The organism is Enterococcus sp. DIV0840, assembly GCF_050527835.1.
Classification (GTDB): domain Bacteria; phylum Bacillota; class Bacilli; order Lactobacillales; family Enterococcaceae; genus Enterococcus_L; species Enterococcus_L ureasiticus.
The window spans coordinates 3,231,417-3,256,349 of the sequence record NZ_CP172876.1; the positions used below are offsets into that span (position 1 = coordinate 3,231,417).

Below are 24,933 nucleotides of genomic sequence, written 5' to 3' on the forward strand. Positions count from 1 at the left end.
CACCTTTCAACATAGTATTAATGCGTAAAGCCTTGAACATGTGCTTCTGTTTTGTCATGATACAAAATGCGAGCGTTGTTTAAGTCTTGAACACATTGAGCAAAATCTCTAATCAAAGCATCTGCCATGTTTTGACCCAAATCTGCGCGACAAACAAATCGTTGAATCACTTGATTGCCTAAATCTTTCGGTAATGGATAAGCCGGTACTTGCCAGCCTTTCATTTGAAGACGATCTGCTAAATCATATAGTGTCCATTCTACATCCACACTTTCCTTCAATGTATAACAAACGATTGGTAAATTCTCACCATCATTATAAATATCAAACAGACCTGTTGCTTCCACTGCATTTGCAATACTTACGGCAGCTTCTTTAGTACGAGTATGAATCTCTTTGTAGCCATCAAATCCATAACGGTAGAAATTGTAATACTGTCCAATAATTTGGCTGGCACTTCTTGAAAAGTTGATCGCCATTGTTGGCATATGACCACCCAAATAGCTAACATCAAAGACTAGTTCTTCTGGTAAATACTCTTTATCACGCCATAAAACCCAACCCACACCTGGGTAAACTAACCCGTATTTATGACCTGATGTATTAATTGAAACAACATTTTTCAAACGGAAATCCCATTCTAATTCCGGATCTACAAATGGGACAAACATCGCACCACTAGCGCCATCTATATGAATTACCAGTTCATGTTCATGCGTTTGATTGTATGCTTCTGCTAAAGCGTCTAATGCTTTGATATCATCAAATTTCCCAGTGTAAGTGATACCTAAAATGCCTACAACACCAATCGTATAATCATCTACATAATCCATTACTTTATCGATATTCATACTTAATTGTCCATTATCCATCGGTACTTCACGCATTTCGATATCCCAATAGACACAGAATTTTTCCCAACAAACTTGATACCCAGAAGAAATAATCAAATTTGGTTTTTGAGCATTAATATCCAGCCCACGTTTGATTGCTTGGTTACGCCAACGGAATTTCATTGCCATACCACCTAGCATACACGCTTCGCTTGAACCCACAGTAGATGTCCCCATGATGCGCTTTAGATCTGGTGCATTCCATAAATCTGCCAAGACATTGACACAGCTGGTTTCTAATTCTGCTGTTTGAGGGTATTCTGATTTGTCAATCGCATTTTTCTCCATTGTTTCAGCCATTAATTGTGTCACTTCCGGATCCATATAAGTTTGACAAAACGTCGCTAAATTTTGGCGGGCGTTCCCTTCATCGATTAGTTGATCTTTAATCAAACGATAGGCCACTTCCGGCGCTACTGGATTTTTATGTAGACTGGTCATAATCACATCTTCACTTGATACTTTTGTTCCAAAAATTGGGGTTGCTAGATCACTTTGATTCATCATAATTTATTGCCTCCGTTGGGTTTTATTTTTTATATTTTTTGTATGTGCTATTTTTGATTCTTACTATGTGTGCCTTACTTATTTCGAATCGAGCTGATTAAAATCAATTCAACTCTTTAAACGTTTCGTTTCTATCTGCTGCAAGTTTGATAGGTACATCAGATTCTAATAATTCTTTAGTAATCGTTACTTTAGCAATTTGATTATTTTCGTAATGATTAAAGTAGTATGATCGTGTTTGATTACACATTGTACTAACATATTGAGAGTAATCTTGCGTCCCTTCATCTGTTACAACAATTCCTTTAGGGATGCGCACAGTTGCTAAAATATGGTAGTTATTGGTCACACCTACGGCTTCATCTTGTGCTTGGTCAATATGTTCTTTAAAGAAAGCTGCACGAACAAAGCGTTCTGGCGGTGTATAGCCTCCTGGTAAGCCCATTGTTCCAGTTCCTTGTGAGAACGGTAGTGCTGTGAATTCGCCAAATTTAGCTGGCTCATATTGTTTTGGTCGTACATTTAAATAGTTACGTAAATTCTGTACATGCCATTCAAAGCAAGGTGAATTTGTCATTACGCCGATTGGATTTTCTTTGATGCTCAATTCTTTTTCAGTTGGTTCGATGATGACACAACGACCTGTTTCATCTGTGATAATCCAGTGTAAAGGTGTCACGATATTTAACATAGGTACTTTAAGATCTACAAGATTAATTGTTTCAATTTTTTGTGCAACCTCTTCGATTGTGGCACAGTATCCTAAAAGCAATAAGATTAATTCATGAGGCGCTAAATTGACTTTCCCTGCTTCAGCCTCTTTTTGATACTGAACTTCTCCAGGTAGATATAGCTCTGCGATCGATAAACCTTTTTCATTCACGCCGTCAGCTACAAAATATGAACTTCCTAGTAAACGTCCAGCTCCTACAAAACCGTATTGATTTTCATTTGTTACATTTTCAGCCTGTGAAGTCCATGTGTAATTTCTAGGCATATAGATCGGGCTAGGATCTAATGGGAATGAGAAATCCATTGTTCTTGATAAAAGATATTTTCCATCCATCGTTTTTGTAAAAATACTTGTACACATAATGTGTCACGTCCTTTTCTTTTTTTATTTTCTTTACACTTCTTATTCTACTAAACATTTCAGTTATTTAATTTTTCGATTTTGTCAGTTCTTTCGACAATTTTGCAAACTGTCTTTCGTGTCTATTATCTCTTTAAAGTTTTTCATTAGTTCTTATTAAAAGATGTTTCCGTTTGTCACTTTTTTGAACGTTTCACCCACATCCTTTTTATTTTCGTTTTCTTGTTCTTCCTTATACTACCTATTATACTGATTATTTTACTTTTTTATTTTGTGATACTGTCGGTTCTTTCGACAATTTCGCAAACTATGTTTTGTTAACTCCTGTTAAAAAACGTTTCCCTCTATCGCTTTTATAATCTGATTCATATCACATCCTTTTTCTCTTCTTTACACTTCTTATTATAATGATATTTCAGTTATTTTATTTTGCGATTCTGTTGATTCTCTCGACAAAACCGCAAAATTAAATCGTTCTTTCTCTCTTTATTGATTCTCTACTGCAAGCAATTTTTGATTATTATCTAATTCTGATTTCCCTGCTAAATGATGCTTTTGTAACCATTTCATTGAGCAACCTAGAAGTATGACGAAAACCACAAAGATGATACCTAAAATCAAGACACTCTTATTAAACATTGGTGCACCGATTCCGCCGGAAATAGCTTCTCGGAATCCATAAATGGAATATGACATTGGTAGATATGGATGAATCGCATTGAAAAATCCATTGGTCAATGGCATAGGGAAAGTTCCCCCTGCTCCGCCTAGTTGTAATACTAATAGGATCATTGATACAAAACGTCCTGGATTGTCGAAGGTCATCGCAAAGAACATTACTAAGAACATATATGCCCAGGCACTGATAAAGCTCATTAGATAAAATTGACCAATATTGTCAACATGTAAACCTATTGCTAACATTAATGTGGCTTCTATCACAGCCATCGCTGTTGAAACAGTAAATCCAATAGCAACTTTACTTAGCCACCAATTACGCGCAGATTGTCCCGCTAGTGAAACTTTACGGATTGGGAAGACGAAGTTAAAAACTAGACAGCCAACAAATAAGGCAAGTGACATAATATATGGAGATAATGCTTCACCATAATTTGATACATGACTGTATTCTTTTAGCTCTAAATCTGTTGGAGCTGCAAACATTTCGATGTTCTTTTCACCTAAATTTGCTTTTCCGGCCATTGCTGCCGCTTCACCTAAAGCTGTGGCTAATTGTGTTGAACCATCTTCTAGTTGATTTACCCCACTCATTAGTTGCGGTGAGTTATCGGTTAATTCAGTCAAACCACTATTCAGCTGTGCTGCACCACTGTTTAATTGCGTTACACCTGATGATAATGTCGGCATTTGAGCAGATAGTTGACCTAAGCCGTCAGATAGTTGATTGCCACCTTGTGCTAATTGGTTAACATCTGTTAAAGCTGTTGGTAATTCCATACTTACAAGGGTTAAATCAGCAGATGCTTGATCTAAATCTCTTACGATAGTAGAAGCTTTAATTGACAATGGGGGTAAATCGAATACTGACAGTAAACCATTTGTTCCTACTTCAATTTCATTTAAACCATTTTTTAGATTGTTCGTATTTGCTGAAATTCCTGCGGCCAATTCACTTAATGCTTTAGCTTGAATTGCTAATTTTTCTGCTGAAGCTGTTGCTTGTTGAATGTTTGCTGACAATGCTGCTGTTTCAGATTGGATTTTAGCATTTTGAGCAGCTTCAAAAGCAGCGATTTGACCGTTAATATCAGCGATCAGTTGACTTTTTGTTGCAGCTTCGATGCCTTCATGCTGGTTGACACTTGCGGTAATTTGGCTTTGAAGACTGCTTGAATCAATGACTAATTTCGCATTTAATTCGTTTAATTGGGTACTGACTTGTTGTAAATCATTTGATATTTGACCAGATTCAATTGCTGTATTTTCCATTATTTTTGAATCTGTCATTACCTTATCCAAGTCTGCTTTAGCTTGATCTAGGTTATGCTGAATCGTTTCTTTTGAGGTTGCATCTAAGTTATTTTCGACATTTTGCAATGCTTGCTCTAGCTCTTTGCTACCTCTTGATAACTCATTTAGACCAGCACTTAAGGCTGTAACTTTGCTGTTTAATGGCTGTGCTTTACCATTGACAGTATTTAATGCTGTGCTAAGTTCTGACGCTCCCGAGTCCAGTTGTCCAACTCCTGAGCTTAATGGTCCGATATTACTTGCTAATTCACTGGTTCCGTCTGCTAATTGACTTGAACCACTTGCTGCTTGTGAGACACCGTCTGTATATTGAAGTAAGCCATTTTCTAATTGAACAGTACCGCTGGCTAACTGATTAGCACCGTCTGATGCTTGATCCATTCCCTTAGCCGCTTCTTTTCCAACTTCATTTAAAGCTTCAACATAAGACTCTGTTACACTTTCTCTAACTTGAGCTTCTAAAGTGGTTGCACCTATTTGAGAAATTTCCTCACCTATGTAATTTAGCGACCCGTTTGTTGTATATGTTAGCTCCATTTTTTTGGGATCTTTATCGAGAAGTGTGGTTGCATCTTTTGAAAAGTCCTTAGGAATCGTAACAATCATATAATAGTAGAGATCTTCCATTCCTTTTTTAGCTTCTTCTGCCGAGACAAATTCCCACTTTAAATCATGATTTTTCTTTAATTGATCAACAACTTGTTCACCTACATTAATATCTTGTCCCATCATTTCAACAGGTTTATCTTCGTTTACTACTGCAACTGGTAAATCTTTGGCGCGACCATAAGGATCCCAAACAGATTTTGAGAAGAAACCTGCATAAAGAATTGGAATAAACGTGATTGCTATAACTGAAATCAGTAATACTTTATTCTTTAATATATTAACGAACTCTTGTTTGACCATTTTCATGATAGTTTCTCCTTTTCATTTTCAATGATAGTTTTGTTTGATTGATGACGACTATAAAAGTGGTAAAATACAAATGGAATAGCCAGTGTAACAAGGTAGCTGATTCCTAATGTAATCAGATAGGTATGAATTTCTGCTCCTTTTAATTCGCTTGGGGCAATCATGGAAGAAGCAATAGCTAGAAGTGATAATAGCAATCCTGAACCACCAATCAATGCTTTTCCAATTTTTCCGCCTGGCACATTGTACGTTCTTTCTAATTTTTGGTTTGAACGTTTAAAGATTAAAACGAAGTATGCTACGAAGAATAAAGCATACGCACTTAAGTAGATAATGACCGTTAATGAAATCGCCGTTAAAAATGAGACATTACTACCGCCGCCACCAAGGGTCAATACTGCGGCCCAAATTGTTACCACAATCCCCTGAAGTATCAATAACGGAACTGGTACTTTAGAGTTGTTCACTTTTTTGAAACGAGCTGGAATGAGTCCTTTTTCCGCCACTGTTCTTAACCCTTCAGTCGGTCCAACAATCCATGAACAAACTTGAGCTAAGACACCAAAGGCCACCAATACTGCAACCAGTTTTACCACCCACGTCAGCTGACCATTTTCAGCTAAGATTAATGTTTGAAACGTTTGAACAACGCCTGAGTTTAAAGATAGTTTATCTGCTGGAATCACCATTGAAACCGCGCTTCCACCGATGGTACTTAGAATAATACCGACAATGACTAAAATAAACATAATTAAAGGGTAATTTTTCTTAGGGTTCTCTAATTCATTGATATGAGGAGCTGAAGCTTCGACACCCATGTAAGCCAACATAAATGACGCAAGGGCCGCAAAATCTTTTCCTTTTGGTATAAAGCCTTTATCTGTAAAGGAAGGGGCGATTGGATGTCCGCCAATGACAATATATTTGATTGTCAAAATCAGCATTAAACCGACCGGTACAATAATTCCTAAGACAAAACCTGCTTTTGCTACTTTGGCAGTTGTTTCTGTTCCTTTAAATTGTAGGAGCGTAGCGATCCAAAATATTAGTACAACGCTAGCAAATTTCAACATTGGATTATTGTTCAACGCTGGAATTCCAACTGCGTAGGACAAGGAACCGATAATAAAGTAAATCATTGTGACAAAGCCAACGGTAATTTGAAACCACTGGAAGAAAATAGCAGCAAACCCATATTTCTCTCCAAGTGTTTTCCCAACCCAACCGAAGATGCCTCCTTCCTGATAGCCTTTGATCGTTGCCATTTCAGCTGAACATAAAGCGACTGGTAAAAACCAGAATAGACCACAGACAAGCAAGAAAAAGATAAGGGTCATTCCCGACATAGCAAAGGTTGGATATTCGTAAACTGTAATAAATAGTGAAGCGGTCATTGCGAAAAAGCTGAATAATGATAATTTCTTTTTAGTTTCTGACATGATTTTCTTCCCTTCATTTTTTAATTTTCATTGTGTTTTGATTTTATGATTTTCTTCGTTTAAACTTTTGTTTCAATTCGCTTGCTTCTATTCTAAAATGCAGCTATTAGATAATTGATCCCTGTTAACAAAAGATAAAAACCGATTAGAAAAGCTAGCGTTAAAGCTGATACCAATGGGTTGAAAAATAGTATCACACCAATAATGACTCCTAAAATATTGATAACAAGTGAAAATCTGTAATAACTTTCGCTAATTTTTTTTGCTACATCTTGATTTATTAGGTGTCCCACCGAATCACAGATAAACCAAATTGCGAAGATAAACGGTGAAACAATCATTCCTAATGCTAAATGGAATAAAAAGAAAATTCCGATAAGAAGATCGATGATACTGATAAACATATGGGCTGGTTTATTTTTTATGTCCGTATCTTTATTTCGGTCAAAAAAACCAAGTGATCCTTTTACTATTGCTAAAACTGATGCGAACATTACCAGTGCAGCTATATCATCTGCTGGATTTTGAAATGCGATAATAGCAGCCCATGTAAATAATAGTCCGATGATAAAATACTTGCCCTTGAATTTTCTTTCTGTTGTCATAACGGTCATTCCTCCGTAATTTTAATTTTGGTTGATATGTATCAACTTGATATACATAGTATAAAAGATAAACAGACGTTGATATTTTCACATCATGTCGTATGAAACGAAAGAATATAAAAAAGGCTATGAGACAAAAGTAAAAATTACTTTTGTCTCATAGCCTAAGAGTGAATAGATGGTAAAACCAGAAACACTCCCATCAGGAATATGCTTTTGTCCCACCTTTTTTTGAATAAATGCTGGAAAAAGTAGCTCAACTTATTCCGATATTTCTGCGTAGAGCTCTCTTACGGTTCCATTCGTATCATAGCCAACAGCTATTAGTTTGTTGAATTCCTCATTTTTATTCGCACGCTTCTGACTTGTTATGATTGGTAAGAACTCTTCTGTAATTGGACTAGTTGATTCTTTTACTTGTTTCTCATAGCCAGCTAAGCCAGACATGATTTTTTCATTAGAAATATTCATATTTGTGCCTATTTTTTCGACAAGTCTATTAAGATTATCATTAGGCAGTCCACCATTGACTGGCGCAATTTTAATCGAAACAGTCTGTGAACGTAAATATGCTAGGTTGTTTTCTTCTGAATACTCATAATTCAAGCTTACTTCTGAAACAACCTGTAACTCCTCTTCCTTATAAAAAGTATATCTGGTTTGAAAGTTCAGCTCTTTATTTCTAGCGAAAACGGCATATAACGTTTCCCCTGCTTTTACTGTATCTGAGGGTATTTCATTGGCAATAAGTTCTTTCGTTTCTTCATAATAAGCTGGAATACCTAGCTTATATTTTTCTTCGACAAGCTGAAAAGCCTCTTTTTCCGTTGCTATCTTTGAATAATCAGAATTACCAAAGGTTTGCTTGCGTTTGGTCTGAAAGCTCAGCGCCTGTTCTTCCTTGGTAAAATCATCGTATCTGCCTGCTTTGCTACATCCAGAAAAAACAAATAGGAGCATTAACGTGAGAATTCCCATCATTGATTTTCTTTTACTCATTTAGGAATCACCACCCGTGCTGCTTGGCGACCTGGAAAAGCTTCTTGTGAGAAACTCAATTCAATCGTGCTTTGATCATAAAGATCATAAAGAACAACGCATTCAACTGTTTCTCCTTGAGAAACCATTTTAGTCTGAGCGTCCGCAAGATCTTTTACATCCAGAAAAGCTGAATCTTCTGGCAGTTTTGCTACTGGCAGCGCTCGCCCATTTTGCGAAGCTGTAACAAGCTCTTGCCAAATAGAGGGCTGAACAGGATCTGCACCTAGGTTCGTAAAATTATAGCGAATGGCTAGTAGTTTCTGTTGGTCTGTTCCTCTCACTTGTCTTACACCTGTCGTTTCCATTTTTAACTCGTCATTTTCAATCGTAATGATATCACCTTCTGCTTTTTCTTGTGATTCTTCCGATTTTTCAGCTTCTTTCTCATCAAAACTGACTTCTTTAAGAGTCGCTACCGCGGCATCGATTCTCTCTGAACGCTTCTCATAGGAATTATCGTCTGCCGAGTAAAAGGTCATCTGGACAAAACTGTTCTCTGTCCAAATATAGTAGAAATGTGCCCAGACACTTTTTTCTTTATAGACAGTGTTCAAGGTATATTTATAAGCTGGATACTCTCCTACCTTTATTTTTTTCATATAAATCCCCTCAAGGTTTTTATAATTATAACGCTCTTTTAATTTTTCTCTTGTCTTTTCTCCAAATCCTTCTTGCGCTACTTCTGTTGCTGGTGTCGTTGTAATGAATAGATAGGAATTACTTTTTGTATCTTCTGCACTAAAAGTTGTTTGAAGTCCATAATCACTTCTAACTTCTTTATCTGCTTTCCAGCCAACTGGTAGTTGCATTTCATAGGAAGTTCCCCTAGCACTAAATTTTTGCTCGGTATCTTCCAGCTCTTTTGAACATCCGGTAAAAAAAAGCAATACGGCTACTAAAGACAAAATAATTGTTCCGTTTATTTTCAATGGATTAACTCCTTTTGGTTTATTTTTTTATTTTTTTCTGGTACCAATAAACATAAACGATAAATAACAGTAGACTACTGATAAATAATAATCCGCCAAGTTTCATTCCTTCTGGGTAATAAGTGAGTTCAACTGTATGCTTTCCTTTAGGTACCTTAACTGTAATCAAGGCATCTTGAACCGCTTTAATTTCTGCTGGTTTTCCATCAACAGATGCTTTCCAGCCTGAATCATAAGGAATTGTCGTAAAAATAACCTGTTCTTCTTCTGTCGAAACTTCGGCTTTCACATGATTGCCTTTAACCTGAAAAGCGACCTCTTTTTCTCTGATATCAGTTATTGCTTGATCTAGTATATCCGTTTTTAGAACTAATACAGACGGACGAACAACTTGTACAACGGAGCTGCCAATAAATTTAGCTGTAACTTTGACTTTCGTTGCTTGATCATAATGACCTAAATTAAAATACGTACCTGTTGAAGAGAGTCCGCTGGTTTTTTTATGTCCATCGACACTTACTTCTACCGAGCCATTATCGATTCCTCTCGATGCTCTAGTATCTAAAGATAAATACGCTTGCGTCTGTGCTGGTACATTGACTTCCCAGGTAATACTTTTTTCTTCTCCTGTGTTGCTTTCTTCAGAAAAGAGGGTGAAATCGCCAGATTCCTGCACATACATGTTGGTTCGGGAAACTTCTGTTAAACCAGTAAATTGGAAAAGTGGTTCCTTTATTTCTGACAAATATTGAATCAACGCTGTTTGATTGTTATTGTTTTTAGTTTCATAAATGCCTTTATCTGTTAATATTCCTAATGGCAAGGCATGTTCGTTTTCATAAAGACTGTACTCGCCATGTGTCTCAATTTTTTTAAAGCCATATTTTTGAGGATCATTTTTGGCTAAATTATATTTTACGCCCAATAAATCATCCATCAAAATTGTATTATTTTCATACTGAATCGTTAGATTGGTTCCTTCTGAACGGTAGCCTAAACGATCCAGATATTGAGAAGAATTACGATTACGTATGGATGAAAACATTGTTACACCAGAATAATTGTAATTAAAACTATCTGTTCGGCTGATTGGATCTAAGTTTTCAAGTCGATAGAAGGTATCATTCATTGATTGAGCTTTTTTCACTAATGGCTCAATATCTTTATGTCCTTGTGTATAGCGTTCCTTGCTTGTATAGCCCCATTCTTTATCGATTCCTAGCAATATCTGTTGGGTATTAAAGAACATTTCCCCACATAGTACAGTCAACAGTAAAACCGGCATCAACCAATTATATTTTGTCACTTTGCTTTTAAGGATCAATAACAGCACATAGACCACTAATAAAACTACCGTGACAATCAAGGATTCCTGCGTAATGTAGCCATATCTTTTTTTGTTGGAAATAATGGCAACGCCGATAAAAATAGTGACCAATGACAACATAATATTCCCGAGGATATTAAGATCTTTTTTCTCGAATTTCTCCAAGCCAAAACCAGCTAATATCAAAACTAAAGCTGAATATAGGAAACTATAACGGAATAAAAACATGTTCGGTGAATGCATTCCCTGCCAAAATAGATTCAATGGCTGGATGTAGACACTGGCAACCATGAGTAACAGTAAACCACCGAATAATAATTTGTTTTTTAATGGGATTTTTTTCGTCACAAAGTAAAAGATGAAAAACAGTAGCGGAAATAGGCCAACATATATGAAGGGACTACTCCCAAACTTCGAGGTATCGTACACACCACTCATGCTTTTCACGACAAAATCCCAAGGTCCAACATCATTTGTCATAAAGCTATTGATCGAGTCAAGTTTTTCTCCGTTCGTTCTTAAATCAAGTACCGACGGCAAGATGATCACCATAGAAGCAAGTCCTGCCAATACTGATGTAATCAAGTAAGGTAGGATCGAACGCTTATAGATCGTCCATTGTGTCAACACACGAATGAAAAAATAGAGAAAACTAAACAAACCGACCATAAAAGCCATATAGTAATTTGTGATAAATAATAAAAAGTACGTACTAAATAATAGAACCGGTCGTTGTCTATCCATAATGCGATGAATTCCTAATAAGATTAATGGGAGATACACCATTGCATCCATCCACATGAGCATAATGGAATACGCCATCGTAAAGCTCATTAAGGCATATGACACGCTCAAAGCAACGTTCGCCCACTGCGGTATTCTAAATGTTTGACGAGCAAATACCCAAAAAGTTACACCCATTGCACCAATTTTAGTTAATAGTATGAGGTACATCGCATCCGGCATATGTAAATTATCAAAGAAAAATACGAGAAAACTGAATAAACTATTCGTATAATAACTCATTAACGAAACAAAATTCAGTCCCAAAGAACCAGTCCAAGTATAAAAGAACGACTGATCGCCATGAAGCATATTATTAAATCCTGAATAAAAATTGACGAGCTGACCAAATGCATCACTGGCTAAAATCGTACGCTCACTCGTCGGATAGATTCCTAGTCGATAATAACTGATTGCCATAATTGCAACCGGTAAAAGAAAGCTAAGAACGATTGCTACGCTATTTTTTTTGAAAAATGTTTTTTTATCTTGTTGTTTCATGTTTATCCTCGCTTTTCTTTAATCAATCATGCCAATTCGGTTAAATGGAAAATATCTAAATTTTACGACACCTTCAATCTGATCCTTATCGATTAATCCCAATGCTCGACTATCTGTTGAATGTCTTCGGTTATCTCCCAAAACAAAATAGTGATCCTTTGGAATTATGGATAAGCCCTCTAATTTTGCAGCAACCGCCCAGTCTACGCGGACTTTTACTGTTCCGTCGGGCAAGTCAACACCAGAAAGATGCTCTTCGTTTGGCGGTGTGGGATTTGTTTCAGCCATTTGACTATTTAAATAAACAGTATTTTGATCCAGCCAAATACGGTCACCTGGCATTCCGACCACTCTTTTTATGTAAGATTCGTCTTTCTTTTCCTTCGGTTCGAAAGTAATCAGAGAATAACGCTGTGGATCTTCATTTCTTAAAATAAATAGGCGATCTCCGTCCTCTAATGTCGGCATCATGGATTCACCGCTAACTTGATGAGCTTTTACCTTCACTAAGAAAAGAACGCCTAAAAATAAAAGCAGCAAGAAGCATGTATTTTTTAAATAAATCAGCATTTTTCTTTTGTACTCTGGGTTTCTTTTTTTTATTTCGCCGTTCATAATGCGCTTATTTATTTTCTTTTGATTCTTATTTTTTATAGGAACCATCCTTTCTTTGGAATACTACTCTGCTAAAATTGTTGCACTTGATGTAGAGGTAAAACTCTCATTTCCACAAGGCCAACAAGGTCTTGTTCATCCACATAACCATATTCCCGACTATCTGAGGCATAGGGCCGATTGTCACCTAAAACCAGATACTTTCCTTTAGGAACCTGTTCTGCTTTAGTTGACCAATCTTCGGTATATACACCTCCACTGCTTTGGGCTCGCTTCGTTTCATCTTCTAAAAAGCGCTCAAATACATCCCGATCATTAACGTATAGCTGGTCATCTTTATAGCTGATCGTTTCTCCTGGTAAACCAATCACTCTTCTCACTGACGTTTCTTTACTGTTTGGATCTCTATGTAAAACTAACTTAAATCGCTTCGGCTTAGCTAATTTACTGACAAAAACCCATTCATCATTATTCAATGTAGGAACCATTGAATAGCCTTCTACCTTCGCGAAAGTAAATGTAAAGAAGGATAACAGATACAACACAGTTCCTAACAGAATCAAACTCAGACCAAATTCAATTACGATCCGTTTAATTGATGTCTGCCAGGTCTGCTTTTTTCGTTGTTTCTTTTTATTAGCCTGTTTTGATCGTTGTCTCTTCTTTTTTATGTATGTCGGATCACTTTTTCGGGCGTTGCTTTTTTTTGCAGGTTTCCCAATGTGTTCATCCAACCTGTTTTTAGGGCGTGAGTGAGAAGTCGTTCTCTTTTTGGCACTCATCATAAATCCCCTTTGATTCACTTTATTTTTTTTGCTTTAATGCGGCTTCATTGACGCTAAATTCTTTAAAAACTTTTTTTTGTGTTTGCTCCACTCGTTTCAAATCGTTGATATAGGTTAAAACTGTTTCTTGATTGTTCAATTGCTCTTCTGATAGCGAATATGTATTGGATCCATATTCACGCAGTTGAACATAGTATCGTTTCAATAGTTGTTGACCTTCTTTTGAAAGTCCATTTGAAGGGGTAGCACTACCATAAGATGCCAATAGTGAGGTCAGTTCCATCAATTTCTGTTTTGATTCGCCCACATCAGAACCATTCTGAAGACTCGTTAAGGTTTTGTTGACTTCTTCTGTGACAAAATAGCTTTGAACAATGATATTCCCATCTGTTTTAGATAAGTTTGTTAATTGATAATAACGGGCATACAAACCACCACTAAGAAAGAGGATACTTAAAACGATAAAAATAATTCCTCGTTTTATTTGTGCTGTTTTCTTCTTTTTCAGTTGCTGCCTTTTACGCTGCCACCGTTTTCTCTTTTGTTTATTTTTAGGTCGTTTCCTCTTTAGCTCATTGAATTTCTTAGTTGTTACAAAAGAAAGAGCAAATGAAAACAACCCAATAGCAAAAGCTATAAGGAAGGCAGAACAGCAACCGATAAACAGCCAATCTAATATAGTCATATTCTACCTCCTTTCTTTAGTTAGTTTTTTTTCTCTTAGTTGCTTTTTTCTTTTTCTTCTTTGATATGGTACGAACTATAATGAAAATAACCAGTAAGAGAACTAAAACGCCGCCAGCGATCATCGCTATCATGACCCAGTTTATTCCTCGGTCTTGGATAAGTGAAACGTCTTGAGCATTGTATTTATCTGCGTCTTTTTGTGTAATGGAGAAGCTTTCTTTCCATTCCCATTTTTTATCCCCAGCAGTAACGACGATATGGCTATCATAATCACCTGGAGCGAATTGTTCGCCATTTAAATTAACAGGGAAGGTCATCTGAGTATTTGGTGCCATTCGATAATTTTCTTTTTTTGAATCGTATAAAATTTCATCTGATCCTTTTTTGAAGATTCTTGCATCTACAGTCATACCTTCTACATAAGTCGGCTCCAGATTGGAGAAGTTTATCAAAAAGGCATTACGATAGTTTGAAGAACCTGCATACACTTTGTTTAATGCTAGTTCTGGTTGGATTTTTGTATCTGTTTCGCTTAGTAACATCCCTATTATGAAGGCATATTTGTTTACTACACCATTAGCTGATTCACTTGCTTTTTTCTCTGCCTCTGTTTCAGATTTTTGCAGATAGATTCCACCAGACAATTGACCATCAAAGCTCTCTTTTGGCATAGAAATGTCAACAGGGACTTTTTTGGTTTCTTTCGGTGCAAGAGTAACGGTTTCAGGGACTTTTACAATATCTCCTATGTCATATTTCAATGATGGATCCTGTTCAATTTTAGTAGGACCATATTCAATTACACCGTTACTATTTGTTTTCGCGCTATGAACAGATAAATCAACACTTAATTCACCATCTGTCATGTTATATAGCTCGATTTCGACGGTTTGTTTTTGCTCTGGTGTCATTCGTAGATCAAAATAACCAGCATTACCAATTTGATTTTCTGGCTTTATGATTTTATAGCTGTAGCCAATTTCCCCGTCTCCGTCTTGTGCATATGTAGTTTGTGGGATTATTAATAACAGACAGCTTATGTATAGTAATAAAAATAGTGCTTGTTTAAAATATTGTTTCATCGTCGATTCCTTTCAAGTCATTTTTTTAAGTGCGGTACCGATCCACCTGGATCGGTACTCGCGATTAATACTGATAGGTATTAAAAATTTTAATTATAGAGTGTTAGACATCGTCCAAGTAATTTCGCCTTTATAGTTACCTTCAACGATTTCTTTGTCACTTCCAACAGTTAATTTCACTGATTTATCTGATTTCTTTTCAGTGTCTGCATCTGTTAATGTACCAAAGTAGATCATTGATTGCCCGATTCCTTTAGTTGCTTCTTGGTTGTCAATGAAGGTTACACCCTCTTCTGTTACGTCAATAGAAGGACTTGCGATTGAATCTGCGCTCAAAGCTAAGTTTGCTGCTTGGTTTGATTTAATACCAATATTTGTGTATGTTAATGTCGCACCTGAAAGTTCATAATCACCTTCACCCGCAATTGTTGCAGTCATTGGTTTTGTGATTTTCGCTTCTACTTTGTACGTGTGATCTAATGTACTACGTGTATCTTTAATCATCACGTGGTTTGCTGCTACACCATCTTCTTCAACATAGTTTTTAGCAAAGAATGTACGATCGCTTCCGTCATTGACTACTGCATGTCCGCCAAAAGATAGTGGCGTTACATCTTGAACACCGAAGATAACTGATTCTAAAGGACGAGTAATAGTTCCTGAGATAACGCTTGTATCTGATTCACCATCTGAGTCAGTGAAAACTGGACGAGTTGTATTTGTATCGTCATCTGTATTACGAGTGAATTGGATATCCATGTCACCTTTTTTAGAGTGAGACGCGTCTTCTGCCTTTGTAATCCCTGGTACTGCTACCGCTACGCCTAAAGTTGCCAATAATACTGCTCCAGTTAATTTGTGTGTTAATTTCATTTGTGTTTCCTCCTATGATGTGTGTTTTTTTTATTTATGTTAGCTTGGAGTTAATCCAAGTTAGCACCGTTGAATATGTTTCTGGTTGTTTTAAATCCCTCCAGATAAGGATTGACGAACTGCTTCTCCAATATGAAACAGCAATCTCGTCGGGCGGGTCAACTCACCAGAGCATTCATAAGTTTAGGCATGATGATATTTCCTTTGCATTTTGTGCTACATTGAAAATCACATGCTAAGTACCCCAGCTCCATAGGCTGAATTGACCCCTGTTTTTTTCTGATTACTTGGCATTTTCCAACGTAATCGTCATTTTTGCTTGATATTTGCCAAGTACTTTAATTGCTCCAGGTTCTAAGTCCAATAAGAACCCCTCCCCTTTAGACCAACGTTCTTGGGTAACATTATATTGCCCAGATTCTGTATTTGTGTGACTAAAGATCACGACATCTTCATCTGTTAATGCGATTTCTTCTTCTTGATTACTGTACTTGATCGAATCAGGAATAATCACACTGCTGTTGTCTAAACTAGTTAACGGCTGATCTACTTTTGCTTTAAGATTCCATTTCACCTTGTCGGCTCTTGTATCAGAAACGACTAATGGATTCCCCTTAATTTCTGGATTCGTGAATTTCTCAGCTTTAATGGCTACTTTTTTGATATCAAAATCTAAAGAGCTTGGTGCTGAAACTAGTGTTAGTAGACCAGTAAATTTATAGTTCATATTATTTCCAGTCGGCTTGATTAGAAATTCATCTGCGGGACTTTCAATTAAGTCATAATTATCAGCTTTCAATCCTTCAACAATCGTTTCGATTTCTAGTAAATCACTAAGTTTCACCTTTGAACCGGTTAATCCTGATCCAACATAGGGCTCATGTAATGCGTTGCCTTTTTCATCAACAAAGTTCACCGTATATTCCGCTGTTGGTGGTACCTCTATGATAAGCGTCAGATTCAACGTATCACTTGGTTTCGACGGATTAATCACGTCATCGTCACTGTCTAGCTCATAAAAGTCTACAGTTACAGCATTGCTGCCATTATCTGGTACTTTTTCTAATAAAATAGCTAGTTCTGCTTCTGTTAACTCTTGACCATCTTCTTGATTTTCAATCATTTTAGTTAGGATAATTTCGCTACCTGATTTCACAACGACTTTATACTTTACTTTATCTGTGGTTTTCCAATAAAACGGAAGCACAGTTTCAGTCGTATTCCTATAAATGGTTTTACTTAACTCTTTAGTTGGAGTTTTATCATCCCAAGAGGTATACAAGACAGCATCTAATTTCCAAACCGCATAGAGTGTTGCACTCTTTTTTTCAGCGGCTATGTTTCCATAGCTGTCTCCTGGCTTGTAAATTTTATCTTGATCTTTTGGCTCTGCTGCTAAGCTCCACCCCATAAACGTTGCACCTTCTTTAGATAAGGTTGCTCCACTAGCTACTATCACACTAGTTGATGAAGTAAATACTGCTTGTGCAGGTAGCGTCCCTTGTCCACCATTGAGATTGTAGCTCAAAATATAGTTATTCTGAATTCTGACTGTCACATTCACTGGTACTGTGTTTCCAAATGTGTCACTAATCAGATTGACCACAATAATTTGATTTCCAGTACCACTCAAGGTCGTTGTTGGACTAGCGTATGAAGCTGTGACTTGATCCCAATCGTACATCGTATTTCTAAAATTTTTAACTAAGTTATCTATCGGAATATCACTTACTTTTGTTCCTGAGGTAACCATATAGCCTGTAGTAACATCTGCAGTCAATGGTGGTGTCAACGCCAACGTAACATCTTGATTTGGCGTATCTATCTCTTTCTTAAGCGTACTTGCCTCATCAAACTTCAGATCATATGAAAGTTTCGCAGCTATTGGTACTGTAAATTTTTGTTCATTCATAGCCGCTTTCATGTCAGATTCATTCTGTTTTATTGCTGAACTTTGTCTGATTTCTATTGCTTTGGCTTGTGCAATTCCATTTTGCTCTTTAAGATAACTCGTTTTTAAATTAACCGTGATCGTTGTCTTATCTCCTGACTTACCTACATCTAATGTATAGGCTGTGCCATCATTTACAACCTCTTGATTATTCATAAAGAGTGAGAAATCATTTTTTTGGATATCTAGAAAAGTGGTATTTTCTTCGGTAATAGTTAATTTAAAACTATCATTATCGGGAACATACTTATCTATAGTTTGTTTGCTTAACTCTTGTTTCATCGTCAGTTCCATTTTCTTTTGATCCGCAGATGGACTTGCCGTCTTTGGAATCGCTAATGGAAGATAGTCCACTGGTAAAGGAGATTTCAGCCCTGGTGAGAAAAAAGGAAGTGCCGTTGCAGAGCCACCACTGGTAATACTTCCAAATGAATAACCAGCTGCGCTAGTTTGTCCATAAATTGTAAAATAGCCTTCACCAGTTTTACTGTTTCCTTGAGCTGACATGAAATCAAACGCTGAATTAGATGTAGTATCAAGGTATGCACTGCTCTTTAAAAACGCATCTGCCGATGGGATATAGTAAGCCTTAGTCAAACTTTTATCATAGCCTTTAACGTACTGCCCAAGCGAATAGCCAATACTTGTGATATATGTTGGCATATAAAAAGTGTTATCCTTGAATTCTTCACTCGTTTCATGATCAACTATCTTCATCGTCAAGTATTTTGCATATGCTACATAGGTATTGGTACGATAAAAGGTTACTGTACCGTTTGAACTTATGTTTATATCGCCGCTATACACTCCAGTATTTTTAAACATTAGATCTACATATCGACCTTTGTAAATTCCAGCTTTTGACACCCTAGCCGTTTCATTCGGCATGAAATCATTGTGATAAACAGTTGAAGTTGGGTACATAGGAATGGTTTTAGTTAATTTCCCACTTGTGTTATAAATCGATACAGTATTATCTGTCCCAACTAGCCCTATATTAATTGCATTTGGGTCTATATCACCTATATTGGGATTTTCAGGATCTATTTGAACGACTCTAGGAGAGTTGCCAAGCGTTTTACTCCAAGAGTATGCTTCAACGACTTCAGCTTTCGTGAATACAAAAAACCAACTAAAAGCAACAAACAGGACTATCCCTATAAAATTTTTCATTTTCTTTGTCACGACTATACCTCCTTCCACTATAAAAGTAATCTGTCCTCTCCAAAGAAGACACTTGTTTTTTGATCTGTCTTTTAGAAAAATCAGGCTGCTTCACTGCATAAATTGTGTGTGTGAATTTCATTTGTGTTTCCTCTTTATTAATTCGTGTTTTTAGGGTAATTCTGAAATAATCCAAGTCAACACGGTTGAATAGGTGCCTGGTTCTTTCTCCGTTCCTCCTGGTATGGATAAGCGAACTGCATCATTCATATAAACCGCTTGGTTACCGTTAGTAGGATCAATAATTGGTTTCGCATTTCCATCTAATCGTGGGCTGAATGTTGGCGTGATATCTTTCTGATTATCTTGTGATGCGCCAAAACTAATGCTCCATGTGCCACCGCCAGTTCCTTTGTCCGCTTTCGCCAGTGTGTTGGTTTCACCTATATTGTTTAAGCGTATGACTTCTTTTGAAACAACTGGATGTTTGCTGCCGCCATTTGGTGTGTTGGTCCACGATTTGTCAAATGAAAGGACAGCACCTTTTAGCTCACTGTTTGCTTTACTTTGATTGGTAAATTGTGTTTCTTGTCGAACTTGTAAGCCCCAACCTGTTCGGTCTTCTCTATAGTCTGAGACTTGAATAAAATAACCTCTAGGCGCAATGACGTCTTTGAATAGTAAAGCATTTGCAGAGAAATCCATATCTCCTTTTACGATTTTGTTACTATTAAAGTTAAGATTCGAAACGAAATCAATTCGTAAAGGACCGTTCGTTTTGCCGTACATCTCATCTGTCGTCAATTCATTTTCTGGTGCTTCTGGATCTCGAATGCCAAAGTTTGGATCGACCAGTCCGTCAAAAGTAATCCCCATCTCTCCGTTTGCTTGTATTGATTCTTGTGCTTCAGCCGGGATAGAAATACCTAGCATTCCAGTAGAAAGCAGACACAGTGAAGAAATCCAATGAATTGTTTTCACTTATTCATCGCTCCCTTCTTTTGCTTCAGTCCGCTCTTTGCTTCTTTTTATGAAGTAAAAGAGTGTGACTACGATCAGTAATAAACCACCGCTTATCATAGAACCATATTTGACCAACTCACCAGTTGAAGGAAGTTTGCCTTTTGGCTTTACCGTCTCATCTGGTGTAGTATCCGAAGGTTTGGTAATTGGTGGTTCACTGCTATCTATAGGCGCTTCTTCAAACAGTGTAATTTCACCTTTGACAGAAACTTCTGGATTTTCTTCAGCAATGACATTTCCTGCGTATAGCCCTAGAAAAGCGAGTGCTAAGATAGAAGAAAGCGCGATTTTTATTAAACTAACTCTTTTTTTCATCATTTTCCTCCATTCACCTATTTCACATTTGCATAAGAAACAGGAACAATCGTAATTAGGAATAAATGATTGATAATTTAATCCTGTCATACACCCTAAATCTACTGTTCGATTATTTGCAAAAATATTCATTGGTATTTCCAAAACCCTTGAAATAGCCGTATTGTTTTTGTCGGTCATTTTGATATACCTATATTGAAAACCAACTTTATCAGAAACAAACTTACTCATCGTCTACTTTCTTGTTTCATCGGTTACCCATTGATAGGCTACACTCGTTGCGACAGTAGATACCGTTGTTTGATATTTTGAAAAGACCGTTGCATCATTAGTTCCCAGTGCAAATTTTTTATTTTTTTCAATGGTAAAATAAAAAGGAGCTCTTAAATCGGCACCAAATACAGTAGCTGCTCGATTGGTTGATGCTTTTGCTCCATTGAAATCTACAGTAATCGCTGAAGTATATGATCCTTCAGAATTATCGACTGTACTTGTGCTTGTATCCGAAGTTAGAAGTACTTCTCCTCTATCCATATTCCGAGCACTTAAATTAGATTTTGATTCTGTTGCATCGATAGTAATTGTATTCGTAACTGTTTGAAATTTTAGTGAATAGATTCGTTAGCGTTTTACTTAGTGCTAATGTTCCGTTTCGTACGATTGTTACAAAAGCTAACAGATCAGCACCAAAAACTACTAACGCTTTTTCTGCTGTTGCTTTTCCTATGCCTAAATCAGCTTCAAGCGTTGCTTTGTAAGTACCAACAGTTTTTATAGAAATTGTTTTACTTCCCATTTCTAGAGCATCAGCTGTCCCAAGTTAAGCTTGGATCGGCGCTGTGCGACTTAATGTTACGCCTAATGCAAGAGTCATTATAAAAATTAATCCCGCAACACTCCACAGCCTCCTTATTTTATATTTCCACTATAAGTACTCTCAGTACTACTTTTAACATCACCTCCTTTGACTCGTGTCTTAAATCAACACTAAAGTCAAGAATAGGCATGGGGACTTTTGATTTTTTGACAAGCGATATCAGTCTAATTGATACAACTTGATCACCTTATCCATTTTGATAAGGTCTATTTTTACTATCTAATAGTAGAAACAGAAAACTATTCTTTCAGCAAAGCTCTTTAAATAGATAAACTGTGAACAAATGATTAACATCTTTTTCTATATGTACAGTAATCAAATAATTGCTTTTTTTATTCAACATACATTAAATCAAAAAATACAACTATTTCTTTTTTATCATTTTCTTTCAATCTTTAATTAAACTTTTATAAGAAAAGTGTCATCTAAGAAATAAGAGAACAATTAGTATCTATCAGCTTATTTATTCAATAGCGCTCTTGCTGTTTTCTAAGGATAGTATAAAAATTAAACAAAATCTATATAAAAAAAGTGTTTTCCGTTTTTAAATATCCAAAGAAAGTCGTAATTTTTCAAAAATAAAAAGTTTTTTTGTTTTTATTGAAAAAATTCACTTATCTAGATACTATTTCATTTGATGTATAACTTCGCTCATTGTTCTAAATCACAAAAAAACATTGTCAAACCGGCATTTCAATAATGTATATTCTATATTATTCAATAAGTAAATACGTCATGAAAATTTTTTCAGGTAAATTATCTTTCTTAGAAAATATTTTTAAATAAGATTATGATTAGTTTTTCGCTGAAATAAACCACTTTACTCTAAAAAATTCTCATTTTTTTATCAATAAAAATTTCATTTGATCAAACAATCGTTTATTTTAACAAAAATTTGAAAAAATATTGTATTTAGCTAAGATATAAGAGCACTAAAAGTCTTCTTATAAACGCTTCTTTAATTTCTCTTAATATATGACAAGAGTAATAAAATCAGTATCAGGGTATGATTCGTTCCTATTTATCTTTCAACGTTCATGTTAATCCTATTATTAATTTGTATATCCCAAATTTTAAAACAAATCACATACTTTTCGATATATTTCATTTGCAAGAAAGCTGTTTCTTATACATAGTTGGACTTTCTTTTGAAATCAAACCGTCCTTGAAGCTAAATAGATTCAACGGTTCTATCGTTATTTCGACCATCGATTAAAGAAAAACAAGATTGTGCTTTGGTTTTATATCAAAATTTTAAAAAAACAAAGACTGAAAATCTTTTTCCCGATTTTCAGTCTTTGTTTTTGCGGATCGTTTGAATTAGAAACCTAATTCTCCTTTGTCCAGTCGCTCCATTTATTAAAGAGTCATTTGAAGCGTGATATAGTCATATGGTTGGATTTCTTCTGTATAAACAATTTCTTCTTCTAATGCATTGACGATTTTCACATCGGTCAAGATTTTTTTATCAATCGTAACACTTTTCTTTGTCAGATTAGCCAACCTGACAACAAAAGCATCCTTTTTACGATAAGATGGATAAATAGCAGAGACTAGTAGCTCTCTTGGTAAGCCTAACATAGAAAACTCTTTTTCTAAGTCAATCTTCTCTTCTAAAGGCCAAATCTTATTGTCCAAACGATTAATAAATACATTTAACGCCTGTTTTTGATAAGAAATGGACGGTGTCAATCGTTCATACGCATACTTAGCCGTCTTCATTTCATCAAAAGTACCAGTAGATATCTTAAATGCAAATGTCCATTCGTTTTCTCCAAGCTCTTGTGCCAGTGGTGTTGGCATCATGATGTGCCCTTCATTTGTTGTATCACCTGATGCTCTCCCTGGCCGCCAAGCTAATTTGAGTTTCCCTAGCTCACCTGTCGTTGCCATCAAAGTAATGAGTATTTATCGTTGATTCGTTCATACTCCTTCACCCCATCTGCAAAAATAGTGACATGTCCAAAATTATTTTCAACAGTAACACTTTTATCAAATATTTCTAGATTCACAGGTTTTTCTACATAGCTTTCTTCCCAATTAGCTGGTATATCATCTGGATGATTGCAAGAAAAACCATTTTGTACTTGTGCAATGGACATTTCTTTTGAATCATCTACTTGAATCTTCATTCTTAATCGATGAGAAAGTGAATGATAATTGTTGTTCCCTTTCTCCAACTAAAGGAGAATAGTCATAGGTATCCCCATCATTAGCTTCATCGACAAAGGTTAAAAAATCTGCTATTTTTATCCATTCACTTGTTTCCAAGAGTAATTCCTGACTTTCAAACGAAAGAGTATAGCAACTGTTGCTAATTTGAGTTTGCTTATGCTTGCTTGTTCTAATGGCTGATTAGATTCAGAAAATTCTATGATTTTATAGCCAAAAGCCGGTAGGTCAACATTCACTCGTATATCCAATTCATAGTATGACGGTTCATCAAAATAGTCATAGCCCGTTGCTACCAATTTCATTATATTTTTGCGCTCTGGATAAAAGACTTCCTTCACAACAACAGCCTGTTCACTTTCTTTAAAATAAATATTTTTTGTTCTAGATACAATATGAACCTTTTTTTCACCAGTATAGGGTGTTGGGTCCGTATTAAATACCAAGACTTGGTTCTGTGTCAACCCAAGTGAGTCTGCAATTCGTTTAGCAATAAAATTTTCCAAACCGGCTACTATCTCTTTGGCTTCTTTGATTCGATGAAAAATATCTTCTGCAACATTATCAGATACGCAACCACCAATACTGTCATGGGCCTGATTCTCAAGCACTTTTTTCCATAGTCTTTGTAGCAATCCTTGGCTGATGGTAATCTTATTTTTTTTAACGATAATCATCAATGGTTCAATTCGTCTTAAAATTATTTGCTCTAACTTAAAATTTTCCACCTTCATTTGACTTCGAACAGACCCAATTGATCGATGAACTCTTGAATAAACCGGCTCTCTTAGTTCTCCTTTATATTCAGGCAGCCCCTTTTTCCCCTTTAACACATTTACATATGCTGGATAATCACTAAGCATATTTTCGTATTCACTTACTTTATTGATTTGTTCAATCACTCGATCAAATGACCGAACGATATTTTTTTGATCAATCCCCGATGGAATCAAGATATCTTCATTCGCCCCATGATCTTTAAGAAAATGAATAGCTGGATCTAATTTACTTTTTACAAATGTTGGAATATCTGCTTGGGCATCCAACTGTTGAGTGAACAACTGCATCACTTTTACCGTGAGGAATAGCTAGACCTTTTCCAATACCTGTCGTCATATGTTCCTCCCGAATAAATACGTCGTTGATAAATGTAGCAAGATCAGAGATATAGCCGTTTTGATAAAGTATTGCCGCCATTTCTTCAATCACTTCTGTCTTATTTTTTGCTTCTAATCCTATCAGTATGTTTTCTTTATGGACTTTATTCGTTGTTATCATATATTGACCTCCTTCAAATACTCATGAATTTCTTGAACTAAGGTAGTAACAGAATTTAAGATAGGAGAGATTAGTATGTCTATTTT

22 protein-coding genes are annotated in these 24,933 nt (G+C 36.1%); all 22 read right to left on the reverse strand.

All coding sequences use genetic code 11. The features are described 5' to 3' along the window. Positions 1-17 precede the first annotated feature (17 nt). Entirely contained in the window at positions 18-1,397 is a 1,380-nt protein-coding gene (locus IGL98_RS15475; RefSeq protein WP_206846070.1) for a glutamate decarboxylase, read from the reverse strand. Between the two features lie 106 nt (positions 1,398-1,503). Next, positions 1,504-2,493, reverse strand: coding sequence for a choloylglycine hydrolase family protein (locus IGL98_RS15480; protein ID WP_206845894.1), 990 nt, complete (start codon positions 2,491-2,493; stop codon positions 1,504-1,506). A 486-nt stretch (positions 2,494-2,979) separates the two neighbouring features. Further along, positions 2,980-5,400, reverse strand: a complete 2,421-nt coding sequence (locus IGL98_RS15485) for a YhgE/Pip domain-containing protein (RefSeq protein WP_206845895.1) — start codon at positions 5,398-5,400, stop codon at positions 2,980-2,982. Then, on the reverse strand, positions 5,397-6,839 hold the full coding sequence (locus tag IGL98_RS15490; protein WP_206845897.1) for an amino acid permease: 1,443 nt from the start codon (positions 6,837-6,839) through the stop codon (positions 5,397-5,399). The genes IGL98_RS15485 and IGL98_RS15490 overlap by 4 nt, the downstream gene beginning before the upstream one ends. Before the next feature lie 92 nt (positions 6,840-6,931). Further along, complete coding sequence (locus IGL98_RS15495) at positions 6,932-7,444, reverse strand: HdeD family acid-resistance protein (RefSeq protein ID WP_206845899.1); 513 nt, start codon at positions 7,442-7,444, stop codon at positions 6,932-6,934. A gap of 261 nt (positions 7,445-7,705) precedes the next feature. Beyond that, entirely contained in the window at positions 7,706-8,443 is a 738-nt protein-coding gene (locus IGL98_RS15500) for a hypothetical protein (protein WP_206845900.1), read from the reverse strand. After that, entirely contained in the window at positions 8,440-9,414 is a 975-nt protein-coding gene (locus IGL98_RS15505) for a DUF5067 domain-containing protein (RefSeq protein ID WP_242590285.1), read from the reverse strand. The genes IGL98_RS15500 and IGL98_RS15505 overlap by 4 nt, the downstream gene beginning before the upstream one ends. A 19-nt stretch (positions 9,415-9,433) precedes the next feature. Next, a complete protein-coding gene (locus IGL98_RS15510; RefSeq protein ID WP_206845902.1) occupies positions 9,434-12,025 on the reverse strand; it encodes a YfhO family protein in 2,592 nt (863 codons plus the stop codon). 18 nt (positions 12,026-12,043) lie between these two features. Next, positions 12,044-12,595, reverse strand: a complete 552-nt coding sequence (gene lepB / locus IGL98_RS15515) for a signal peptidase I (protein WP_242590286.1) — start codon at positions 12,593-12,595, stop codon at positions 12,044-12,046. A gap of 116 nt (positions 12,596-12,711) precedes the next feature. Then, on the reverse strand, positions 12,712-13,422 hold the full coding sequence (gene lepB / locus IGL98_RS15520) for a signal peptidase I (protein ID WP_206912922.1): 711 nt from the start codon (positions 13,420-13,422) through the stop codon (positions 12,712-12,714). Between the two features lie 22 nt (positions 13,423-13,444). Then, entirely contained in the window at positions 13,445-14,110 is a 666-nt protein-coding gene (locus IGL98_RS15525; RefSeq protein WP_206845908.1) for a YccF domain-containing protein, read from the reverse strand. Positions 14,111-14,126: 16 nt separating this feature from the next. After that, on the reverse strand, positions 14,127-15,194 hold the full coding sequence (locus tag IGL98_RS15530; protein WP_206845911.1) for a DUF916 and DUF3324 domain-containing protein: 1,068 nt from the start codon (positions 15,192-15,194) through the stop codon (positions 14,127-14,129). A 93-nt stretch (positions 15,195-15,287) separates the two neighbouring features. Then, positions 15,288-16,067, reverse strand: a complete 780-nt coding sequence (locus tag IGL98_RS15535; RefSeq protein ID WP_069647220.1) for a WxL domain-containing protein — start codon at positions 16,065-16,067, stop codon at positions 15,288-15,290. Between the two features lie 283 nt (positions 16,068-16,350). Next, positions 16,351-19,203, reverse strand: coding sequence for a hypothetical protein (locus tag IGL98_RS15540; RefSeq protein ID WP_206912924.1), 2,853 nt, complete (start codon positions 19,201-19,203; stop codon positions 16,351-16,353). 150 nt (positions 19,204-19,353) lie between these two features. Continuing rightward, a complete protein-coding gene (locus IGL98_RS15545) occupies positions 19,354-20,163 on the reverse strand; it encodes a WxL domain-containing protein (RefSeq protein ID WP_206912926.1) in 810 nt (269 codons plus the stop codon). Next, entirely contained in the window at positions 20,164-20,751 is a 588-nt protein-coding gene (locus IGL98_RS15550; protein WP_339099516.1) for an LPXTG cell wall anchor domain-containing protein, read from the reverse strand. It abuts the gene before it with no gap. A 3-nt stretch (positions 20,752-20,754) separates the two neighbouring features. Continuing rightward, complete coding sequence (locus tag IGL98_RS15555; protein WP_206845924.1) at positions 20,755-21,054, reverse strand: hypothetical protein; 300 nt, start codon at positions 21,052-21,054, stop codon at positions 20,755-20,757. Between the two features lie 16 nt (positions 21,055-21,070). Continuing rightward, positions 21,071-21,316, reverse strand: coding sequence for a hypothetical protein (locus tag IGL98_RS15560; protein WP_206845927.1), 246 nt, complete (start codon positions 21,314-21,316; stop codon positions 21,071-21,073). A 1,440-nt stretch (positions 21,317-22,756) separates the two neighbouring features. Further along, on the reverse strand, positions 22,757-23,290 hold the full coding sequence (locus IGL98_RS15565) for a hypothetical protein (protein WP_242590287.1): 534 nt from the start codon (positions 23,288-23,290) through the stop codon (positions 22,757-22,759). Then, positions 23,290-23,529, reverse strand: coding sequence for a hypothetical protein (locus IGL98_RS15570; protein ID WP_242590288.1), 240 nt, complete (start codon positions 23,527-23,529; stop codon positions 23,290-23,292). Before IGL98_RS15570 ends, IGL98_RS15565 begins: the two co-directional genes overlap by 1 nt. A gap of 117 nt (positions 23,530-23,646) precedes the next feature. Further along, positions 23,647-24,636 (reverse strand): hypothetical protein, encoded by a 990-nt coding sequence (locus IGL98_RS15575; protein ID WP_206912928.1) that lies wholly within the window; start codon positions 24,634-24,636, stop codon positions 23,647-23,649. After that, complete coding sequence (locus IGL98_RS15580) at positions 24,575-24,847, reverse strand: PTS sugar transporter subunit IIA (protein WP_206912931.1); 273 nt, start codon at positions 24,845-24,847, stop codon at positions 24,575-24,577. The genes IGL98_RS15575 and IGL98_RS15580 overlap by 62 nt, the downstream gene beginning before the upstream one ends. Positions 24,848-24,933 lie beyond the last annotated feature (86 nt).